Annotated in this window: 8 protein-coding genes and 13 tRNA genes; 20 read left to right on the top strand and 1 reads right to left on the bottom strand. The window is 43.3% G+C overall.

Going from position 1 to position 9,033, the window contains the following annotated elements; genetic code table 11:
* Nucleotides 1-48: 48 nt before the first annotated feature.
* From MH215_RS24185 to MH215_RS24120, 14 genes are all read left to right on the top strand, one after another.
* Nucleotides 49-120: transfer RNA gene (locus MH215_RS24185), tRNA-Glu, on the top strand.
* 66 nt (nucleotides 121-186) lie between these two features.
* Nucleotides 187-262, top strand: a tRNA-Val gene (locus tag MH215_RS24180).
* Nucleotides 263-279: 17 nt separating this feature from the next.
* Nucleotides 280-353, top strand: a tRNA-Met gene (locus MH215_RS24175).
* A 27-nt stretch (nucleotides 354-380) separates the two neighbouring features.
* Nucleotides 381-458: transfer RNA gene (locus MH215_RS24170), tRNA-Asp, on the top strand.
* A 91-nt stretch (nucleotides 459-549) separates the two neighbouring features.
* Nucleotides 550-625 (top strand) — tRNA-Phe (locus tag MH215_RS24165).
* A gap of 15 nt (nucleotides 626-640) precedes the next feature.
* Nucleotides 641-716 (top strand) — tRNA-Thr (locus tag MH215_RS24160).
* 5 nt (nucleotides 717-721) lie between these two features.
* A tRNA-Tyr gene (locus MH215_RS24155) sits at nucleotides 722-807 on the top strand.
* Between the two features lie 6 nt (nucleotides 808-813).
* A tRNA-Trp gene (locus tag MH215_RS24150) sits at nucleotides 814-887 on the top strand.
* Nucleotides 888-915: 28 nt separating this feature from the next.
* Nucleotides 916-988, top strand: a tRNA-His gene (locus MH215_RS24145).
* Nucleotides 989-1,003: 15 nt separating this feature from the next.
* Nucleotides 1,004-1,078 (top strand) — tRNA-Gln (locus MH215_RS24140).
* Nucleotides 1,079-1,082: 4 nt separating this feature from the next.
* Nucleotides 1,083-1,157: transfer RNA gene (locus tag MH215_RS24135), tRNA-Gly, on the top strand.
* 9 nt (nucleotides 1,158-1,166) lie between these two features.
* A tRNA-Cys gene (locus MH215_RS24130) sits at nucleotides 1,167-1,240 on the top strand.
* A 32-nt stretch (nucleotides 1,241-1,272) separates the two neighbouring features.
* A tRNA-Leu gene (locus MH215_RS24125) sits at nucleotides 1,273-1,351 on the top strand.
* A gap of 365 nt (nucleotides 1,352-1,716) precedes the next feature.
* Nucleotides 1,717-2,643: a class I SAM-dependent methyltransferase gene (locus MH215_RS24120; protein WP_239293662.1), complete on the top strand. Its 927-nt coding sequence runs from the start codon at nucleotides 1,717-1,719 to the stop codon at nucleotides 2,641-2,643.
* A gap of 253 nt (nucleotides 2,644-2,896) precedes the next feature.
* Here the strand turns inward: MH215_RS24120 and MH215_RS29285 are convergent, their stop codons facing one another.
* Nucleotides 2,897-5,305: a helix-turn-helix domain-containing protein gene (locus MH215_RS29285; protein ID WP_239293661.1), complete on the bottom strand. Its 2,409-nt coding sequence runs from the start codon at nucleotides 5,303-5,305 to the stop codon at nucleotides 2,897-2,899.
* A gap of 445 nt (nucleotides 5,306-5,750) precedes the next feature.
* Between MH215_RS29285 and MH215_RS24110 the strand changes: the two genes are divergently transcribed.
* From MH215_RS24110 to liaF, 6 genes are all read left to right on the top strand, one after another.
* A complete protein-coding gene (locus MH215_RS24110) occupies nucleotides 5,751-6,059 on the top strand; it encodes a LiaF transmembrane domain-containing protein (protein ID WP_056698194.1) in 309 nt (102 codons plus the stop codon).
* 34 nt (nucleotides 6,060-6,093) lie between these two features.
* Nucleotides 6,094-6,768 (top strand): PspA/IM30 family protein, encoded by a 675-nt coding sequence (locus tag MH215_RS24105; protein WP_239293660.1) that lies wholly within the window; start codon nucleotides 6,094-6,096, stop codon nucleotides 6,766-6,768.
* A gap of 5 nt (nucleotides 6,769-6,773) precedes the next feature.
* Nucleotides 6,774-6,998 carry a PspC domain-containing protein gene (locus MH215_RS24100; protein ID WP_056698202.1) on the top strand — a complete coding sequence of 75 codons (225 nt, stop codon included), beginning with the start codon at nucleotides 6,774-6,776 and terminating at the stop codon, nucleotides 6,996-6,998.
* 17 nt (nucleotides 6,999-7,015) lie between these two features.
* Nucleotides 7,016-7,513, top strand: coding sequence for a PspC domain-containing protein (locus MH215_RS24095; protein WP_239293659.1), 498 nt, complete (start codon nucleotides 7,016-7,018; stop codon nucleotides 7,511-7,513).
* Nucleotide 7,514: 1 nt separating this feature from the next.
* On the top strand, nucleotides 7,515-8,222 hold the full coding sequence (locus tag MH215_RS24090; protein ID WP_056698209.1) for a PspA/IM30 family protein: 708 nt from the start codon (nucleotides 7,515-7,517) through the stop codon (nucleotides 8,220-8,222).
* Between the two features lie 150 nt (nucleotides 8,223-8,372).
* Complete coding sequence (liaF, locus tag MH215_RS24085) at nucleotides 8,373-9,020, top strand: cell wall-active antibiotics response protein LiaF (RefSeq protein ID WP_056698211.1); 648 nt, start codon at nucleotides 8,373-8,375, stop codon at nucleotides 9,018-9,020.
* Nucleotides 9,021-9,033 lie beyond the last annotated feature (13 nt).

The following is a 9,033-nucleotide window of genomic DNA, read 5'->3' as shown; positions in this document are numbered from 1 at the left end:
TCTCGAGGGTTCGAATCCCTCTCTCTCCGCCAGATAATTTTTAAGCAAGGCCCGTTGGTCAAGGGGTTAAGACACCTCCCTTTCACGGAGGTAACAGGGGTTCGAATCCCCTACGGGTCATTCTTTTCTTCAAAAAGAAGTTGATTTTAATAGCAGTTTTATGTTAAGATCATAAATGTGTTATTCGGAGGCTTAGCTCAGCTGGGAGAGCATCTGCCTTACAAGCAGAGGGTCGGGGGTTCGATCCCCTCAGCCTCCACCATATATCTTTTATAACGACGCGGGGTGGAGCAGCCCGGTAGCTCGTCGGGCTCATAACCCGAAGGCCGCAGGTTCAAATCCTGCCCCCGCAATTATACTTTCTTACGAGAAAGTGATCTGGAACCGTGGTGTAGTTGGCCTAACATGCCTGCCTGTCACGCAGGAGATCGCGGGTTCGAATCCCGTCGGTTCCGCCATATTTACCACATGAGGAAACTGTTCACTAGATCTGATATAAGGCACCGACGCCCAAGGTAAAGTGTAACATTTAAGTTTGAACTTTATTATGGCTCGGTAGCTCAGTCGGTAGAGCAGAGGACTGAAAATCCTCGTGTCGGCGGTTCGATTCCGTCCCGAGCCACCATTTATAACTTAATACGCCGGTGTAGCTCAACTGGTAGAGCAACTGACTTGTAATCAGTAGGTTGGGGGTTCAAGTCCTCTCGCCGGCACCACTTATGGAGGATTAGCGAAGTGGCCAAACGCATCAGACTGTAAATCTGCTCCCGTACGGGTTCGGTGGTTCGAATCCATCATCCTCCACCAGTTTTTAGGGGCATAGTTTAAAGGTAGAACAACGGTCTCCAAAACCGTTGGTGTGGGTTCAATTCCTGCTGCCCCTGCCAATTAAATTTTCAAAGTATAGTATATATGGCGATCGTGGCGAAGTGGTTAACGCACCGGTTTGTGGATCCGGCATTCGGGGGTTCAATTCCCCTCGATCGCCCCTTTGTTTTGTCTATGGGGATTAGCCAAGCGGTAAGGCAACGGACTTTGACTCCGTCATGCATAGGTTCAAATCCTATATCCCCAGCCATTATGCGGAAGTGGCTCAGCGGTAGAGCATCGCCTTGCCAAGGCGAGGGTCGCGGGTTCGATTCCCGTCTTCCGCTCCAAATGAATATGGCGCCATAGCCAAGTGGTAAGGCACAGCTCTGCAAAAGCTTTATCCCCAGTTCGAATCTGGGTGGCGCCTCCAGTTATTTTCTCAATATGCAAAAAAAAATATGTGCCGGCGTGGCGGAATGGCAGACGCGCTCGACTCAAAATCGAGTGGGAAACCGTGGAGGTTCGAGTCCTCTCGCCGGTATAACGTATAACCCTATGGATTGCTCTTGCAATTCATAGGGTTATTTTTGTGAATAGAAAATACTCTAATGTTCAATGAGCATGTAATTGAAGCTGTTCACGCTCATTGATTTCTTTTGTATTACATATTGACGTAATTCAAAATCAAATATATTATAGATATATAAAGTCTTTAATCTACTTTATGATGCCCTACATATTCCTACGAAAATGATTGATGTAAAGGAGTTATCGTTGATATATATATCTGAACTAATTATAGATATAGTAACTCCTTTATATTTACTATACAACAGCATGAGTTGAATCAATTGAATTGAACCAATAAAACCAAAAATTCGAATGGAAGAAATGGAGTGTGTAGAGATGACAGAAGTAACGCCAAGCAATGAAATAGATATTGCTCAAGGGTTATTCGATCTTTCTGTATGGGAAGAGGCTTGGAAGAATAGACCGAGGAGTCCCAAATATAAAAAGCAAAGTGCCCCTTTTAATACAGCAGAAGCTTTTGAAAGATGGGCTAGAGAGTATCATCAGCAATCCTTTACAACAGAGGGGAAGGCGCGTTCTGAGCGCATTATGGGTTGGATTGAGAATCAAGGCGTAGACTTTGAAGGAATGTCCGTTTTAGATATCGGGGCTGCTTCTGGTATTTTCACGATTCCGTTCGCAGAGAAGGGCGCAACCGTAACAGCGGTCGAACCTTCTGAGCTACTCGTTTCCTTGATGAAGGAGACAATTCCAGCAGCTTTGGCATCTAAGATTGAAATCGTATGCGAGCGTTTTGAAGAAATATCTATTGAGCAGAGGGGATGGAGGAAAAAGTACGATGTTGCCTTTGCCTCAATGTGTCCAGCAATGTCCGATTGGGAAACGATTGAGCAGGCCATTAGTTCTGCCCGTAAGTATGTGTATATCAGTACAATGGCTGGACAACGGGAACATACACTGATTGATGAACTAAGAAAAGTGCTTCAAGTGGAGCCACTATTTAAACCAAGTGATATGGGATTCATTCAACAGTTGCTCTATCTGAAGGGTTACTCCTATACAACACTAATCACCAAGGAAGTGAATACCGTTGAACTGTCTGTGGAAGAAGTTGTACAGAAGCTACCTGAATGGCTGAATACGTATGCTCTACCAATAGACGAACAATCACTTATTCTAGCTGAGCAATACATTAGGAAGACATATGATAATGGAACAGTGACATTTTTAAGAGGAGGACGGTTTGGTAAAATCCTGATTCAGTTGGAACAGCCAAACATGAAGGTTCTCACAAACAAATAAAATAAAGATCTCATAACAACAATGCTTGTTATTAAAGAATTTCAATTCCGTAATATTCATGAGTGTTGTATAAACGAAAAGGGAGCAGAACATCTGCTCCTTTTTTGCATTCATTTCCGACCCTTTCCGTCATTTCCAGTCTCCATTTACGAATAGAGCAGTATACAGTTATTGTGATGAGATAGTTCAGCAGATAGCCTCACCATGTGTATCTCCTGGCGCGCGGTGTAATGAGTTTGGCGCCTGGGCAATCTTATTCCCCAAATGAACGATTTTCCTGTACATAGCCAGCTTGACGTTTACGTTCCCGATATTGTCCAGGTGTGATACCCTCCCACTTGCGAAAGGAACGGATAAAGTTCTGCGGGTTGTTGTACCGAAGTCTGGCTGCAATATCCTTAACCGTGAGATTGGTCTCTTCTAACCACTTCTTAGCTATCGTAAATCGATGCTTGGTTAGGTATTCACTGAAGGAAGAGCCTGTTTCCTTGCGAAATACACCACTTAGATAATTGGCATTATAGTGGAGAAGGGCAGCGCACTCCTCTAATGTAAGATCTGTATCATAGCGCTGTTGGATGAGAGCAATCATTTTCTCAGAAATGTGATGGTATTGCGCATACTGTCTTTCTTTAAGAATAGTTATAATTGGCATGATAATACGTTGGGTAAACCATTGTTCAACTTCAGCCGCAGACTGGAGAGTAAAGAGTTCTTTGAACATACTGCTCTGTCCAATTGTAATCTGCCCTAGAGGTACGCCGACTTCCTGCATCATTAACAGAATACGTGTGAGCAATCTCATTAGCATCAACTGATACTCTTCTGGTGTCGATTCCATATTAAATACATACTCAAGCAGCTGATGGAGCATAGAAATAGCTTCAGTGTCATCCACGGATTGAATAGCCTGAAGTAACTCGTACTCGAATGACTCCGGGTAAGCCATCGACCAATGCGAAATGTGGGTCTTAACGGTTTCATATGGAATAATAACGCCTGTCCCTAATTTGAGACGATGCTGGAGGGCCTCAATAGCCTCAATGTAGGCTTGGTGCACTTCCAATAGGGAAGGATAGGACTGACTGATTCCAATGCTTATTTGTAAACTGAGCAGATCCTGAACTCGTCGTTGCAGTTGCTCTGTTTGGGCGTATAGCTGCTTCGTAAACTCATCTGGGTCAGATTCATAGGTTCCAATGACCGTTACAACGGTCTGCTCGATTATGATCGGAAGCAGTTGCAACTCGGGCAAGATGGTCTCCTCTAGCATGTTTTGAATAGCGAACAGGAGAAGTTCCCGGTCTTGAGAGCTATATTTTGCATGATTCACAAGATCTGTTTGTATCGTTATGACGGCAATATGTTGCCAATGTTTGAGCTGTGAGACATATCCTTGTTCATTCAAGATGTGTTGTAGTTTAGTGGGTGGATATTTTCCCAGAAATATATTCATTAAGAAATGGTTGCGTGTCTGCATCACATAATGATTCAACTTGTTCTCAAGCTGAGAACGGGATGCAGATAATTGAGAGACACCCGCTCTAATTTGTTCGAACTCATCCATGGAGATCTCGGATTCCGCTTGCAGTGAACTTGTAGCTCTTGCTGCTACTTGCTCTTTAATGCCGACTTGGGATAGAAGTTTACGAATGGGAGTATGCATTCGCTTTGAACCTAGCCAGGAAAGCAGTAGAGATAGAAGTAACATTCCAATACTGATATACATCGTGTGTAATGCGACTTGGATGTACTCACGATTCAGGATATTCATCGGCGTAATGAGAATATAGCTCCATCCTTTTAATGGGGATTGGGAGTATACCATAGAATAGTGTTGATTTGAGGTGCGCAGCTCACCGTAGGAAGTGCTTGCTGGAAGCGAGGTGGGAGAGAGCTGTTCACTCAGGCTTACCCCAGAGTCGCTATTGATTAAGCCAGTCGCAGCTAAAGGTTTACCCATATAACTAGGGTCTGGATGTGCAATAATACGTTGTTCACGGTTGACAATGATCAGTCCTGAAGCGGATGAATTCGTATCTTTTGCCTCAGAGGGAGTCTGTAGTGAACACGCAGGTATTCCAGCAATAAGAGCCGAGTTAGTTGAATCATTTATCGTTTGGATCGACCTTGCTAGTGCAATATGATAATTACAGCCAGAACTCTTCATCCGTTCTTGGTTGTTAAAGACAGAGGAGGGGACAAGTTGCCAACCTGATGTGAGCGTATTCGACAGTAAGTCTTTCATAGGGAGGGACAGTGGGAAATCCGTATTAAGATAAAGTCCTGCATGATCGATAAGCCAATCCTGAGTTTGGTTAACCAGTGTAATGTCCATTAATGGTTCCCATGATCTCATATGTTGAAACTCGGATTGCAATTTGTTCGCAATAGCTGTCTTCGGGCTTAGATGAGGTGAAGATAGAGATTGTATAGTCAGTGGAGAACGAGTCGCACGATCCAACATATAACTGACCGTGGCCAGTTTGTGCTCTACGTTTGCTTGCATTTGTGAAAGTAGCTGCTGATTCGTTTGAATACGATGTGACTCCATCTGATGGGAAGAATAGAGAAAAGCAGCAATTCCGATTAAAAGAATGGGTAGCGTGCTCAGCAGAATGCCATACACTATCATTTTATGTAAATAAGTTAAGGATCGCACAGGTCATCTCCTGACATAAAGGGTAGTCATATCCCTATTCTAGTAAACGCTTACAATTAAAACAATCTAAATTTAGATTATTTGGATAAAAAAGTAATATATAACGAGGGTTGCGTTGGATGCTCCACTTCTAAGGCTAGTATGTAGAAACGCGAACTCATCATAAACGTAACTTAGGGGTAAGGACTGTATCTGCATCCGTATCTGTAGCTGGAAGGTCATACGGGGCTCTAATGCGGGTAATAAGGGGATAAGGAGGCTTGGGCGAACCTTGTCAGATCAAGGTCTGATATAAAGATAGCCAAAGGTCGAATACGATCCCCGACCTGAGTCTAGGATGAAAAACCGTCCACAGTCTGTTTTGAAAAGACTCAATTTCCCCTAGAATAAGGACATAAGGTTAAACAAGAAACAAACGCACTCGGAAAGGGCGGTGGAAAACATAATGAGATGGAATAAAGGAAACGGCTGGGCGATTGTACTGATTGCGCTAGGCGCACTCATCCTCTTCGGAAAGTTAACACCTTTGCTAGGATACATGATGGGATATTTGATTCCGATTCTGATGATTGCACTTGGGTACTACGGAGTGAAGCGTGGTAACACAACGCTGGGATGGATCGTACTGATCATCGGTATCATTGCATTGATCGGTAAATTATCTTGGTTGCTCGGACCAATCATCGCAATCGGGTTGATTATCTTAGGGGTATCGATGCTTGGGAATAAACGCAGTCGTCATCGCCGTTACTAAGCTTTCACGATTATGAGAAGGAGGACAGAATATAATGAGTGTATTTCGTCGAATGCGGGATATTACCGTAGCTACGTTGAATGAACATTTGGAGCAAAGTCAGGATCCAGTCAAACTGATTGACCAGTTTCTGATCTCGACCCGCCAAGACATCGGTGAAGCTGAGAAGCTTCGTCATCAATATGCAAGTCATACCAGACAGATGAAACAACAAGCTGATCAAGCAGCAGCGATGGTACACAAACGTGAAGAACAAGCTTCAATGGCCTTAAAAGCAGGTGAGGAGCATCTTGCCAAACTTGCTCTCCAAGAAAAAATTCTACATGAAGAAAAAATGGATCAGTACAATGAATTGTACGCTCAAAGTAATACGGCATTACAGGAACTCGATGAACAGATCGATCAGCTCAAAGTAGAATATCAAAATGTCTACAGTAAGCGCCAATATTACTACGCACGGATGCAAACCATTCAGTTACAACAACGAATGAATCAGAGAAGTCACTATAACAACGGTCAGAATGTCCCACGTATGTTCAATCGACTGGATGATCAAGTCTCTGATCTTGAATACGAAGCACAAAGTTTACGGGACATACGCCGTATGAGCCAGGATGGTTCTGGATCAGCAGGAAGCATGTCTTCCGGAACGCTCGATAAAGAGCTGGAGAGACTGAAACAGAAATTAAACAATGACAAAAAGGAGTAGTTAAAATGAGTAAATTATACCGCTCAACGCGTAATCGGATGCTGACAGGTTTGATCGGCGGCATCTCCGAGAATCTCGGACTCAGTTCCACGCTGCTACGTCTCATCTTCTTCATCAGTATTTTCGCTACGGGAGGTACATCACTGCTCATCTACTTCATCGCTGCATTGGTGGTGCCGAAGGAAACCTATTACGCTGATCCATACGATCACGTAAGAGGATATAAGTAAACGAAAGGAGTAAGTACATGAGCAAATTATACCGCTCAACGCGTGACCGAATGCTGACCGGTTTGTGTGGCGGGATATCCGAATCCATTGGCATGGATTCCACACTACTTCGGATCATCTTCGTCATCAGTATCTTCGTAACTGGCGGCACGTCGTTGTTAATTTATTTCATTGCAGCACTGGTAGTCCCCAAAGAACCTTATCCACCATATGATCCATACGGATACGGGGCAGGGCCTGGCAGAGGATACAACAATTATGATCATCAGCCACCAAGAGGCCCTTATCAAAATAACCCAAACCAATCAGGTCATGGAAGCTTCGGCCCTGGTCCAGGGTACAACGGCAGACCGCAATCTGATCCACGTTCATATGACAACAATGGCTACGGAGCTGGGACACATCAAGAAAGTGATCTGGACTCCATGATGAAAGATATTGAGAAAAAAGCATTGAAAAAAGAAGTTGAAGAGCTTCGCCAAAAATTATCTCGTTACGAGAAGGGAGAAAAGTAAAATGGGAGTATTTAAACGGATTAAGGATATGACGAAAGCATCGGTAAATGATATGTTGGATAAAGTGGAAGACCCAATTGTAATGTTGAATCAGTATTTGCGTGATATGGAGGCTGAAATTCACGAGGCTGAGGTAACTGTTGCCAAACAAATGGCAAATGAGCGCCGTATGAAGCAACGTTTGGATGAAGCAGAGCGCACATCTGTACAACGTGAGTCTCAAGCTGAAGCTGCCTTGGCTAATGGTCAGGAAGAAGTAGCTCGCAAATTGCTGGAAGAGAAAATCTACTTTGATCAAAAAATTACGGAATACAGCGATCTTCATGCACAATCGGAAGCACAAGCCAAAGATTTGTTGCAACAGCTTCATGACATGAAAGATGAGTTCTACAAAATGCGTAACAAACGCAATGAACTGGTATCTCGTGCTCAGATGGCTAAAGCGAAAAAACAAATGTCTCAAATCAACAGCTTGCACAGCATCGAGAGCGGAGGCGCATCACTTGGATTCCACCGCATGGAAGAAAAAATCATGCAAATGGAAGCTGAAGCTGACGTAATCCGTGCACCATATCGCAACACACAATCCACGTACACTAATCCTGTGGATGCCGAAAAACAGTTCAAAGTTGATCAACAGCTGCAAGCTTTGAAAAACAAAATGGGCAATGGCTCTAAAAATGATGCAGGCAACACTTCAAAAGAATAACTGTTCGCTATGCAAACAATATGATATTCTATAAATCGTGAATAGAGAACGGTTTGTAGAGTAAAGGTTAAGCCATACAGGACCTCAGTGCCTGGTATGGCTTTTCCATCGAATAGAGAAGATTACGTTTACAGAGGAGGTGCGGTGGAGATGAATAAAAAAAATCAATGGCTTGCAGTGTTAATCATTGTGATTGGCGCCTTAATGTTATTGAATCAAAATATGAACTTTCTAACTCTTGCCGCACTGATCCTGCTAACGTATGGAATGATTCAAGTTCAAAAAGGTGTTACACGTAAAGGGTATCGTTGTTTGGGAATCGGGGCAGCACTGTTGTTGCTCGATAATTTGATGATTGTATTTTTGATCGTACTTGCCTCACTCGCTTTTTTCTACTCCAAAACAAAGAAGATACATTTGAATGAAAATGTCATGCGTAGACAAAATTTTATGGCACGGTTTTATTGGGATCAACAGCCTTGGCGGTTACAAAGTATGAGTCTGTGGCATGCCATGGGGGAAGTTAACGCGGATTTATCGCTATCTATACCCGAAGAGAAACAAACTATTGTATTACTTCAAGGCGTTATGGGTAATGTACGCTTGACCTTGCCTGAAGATTATGGCGTTGAAATTGAAGCATTCGTACTGTTTGGCCGCGTTAATCTGAATGGTGAGCAGGACAGTGGGATGATGAATAAAATAATATGGAGAACTCCTGGCTATGAGTCCAGTGAACATAAAGCAAAATTCGTAATTTCCTATATTGTTGGCGACCTAAGCATTAGTAATCCGTAGTAATTAAAAAGAT

This window comes from Paenibacillus sp. ACRSA, assembly GCF_022346845.1.
Classification (GTDB): domain Bacteria; phylum Bacillota; class Bacilli; order Paenibacillales; family Paenibacillaceae; genus Paenibacillus.
Note: the sequence above shows the minus strand (reverse complement) of the source record. Positions and strands in the feature narration are given on the sequence as shown.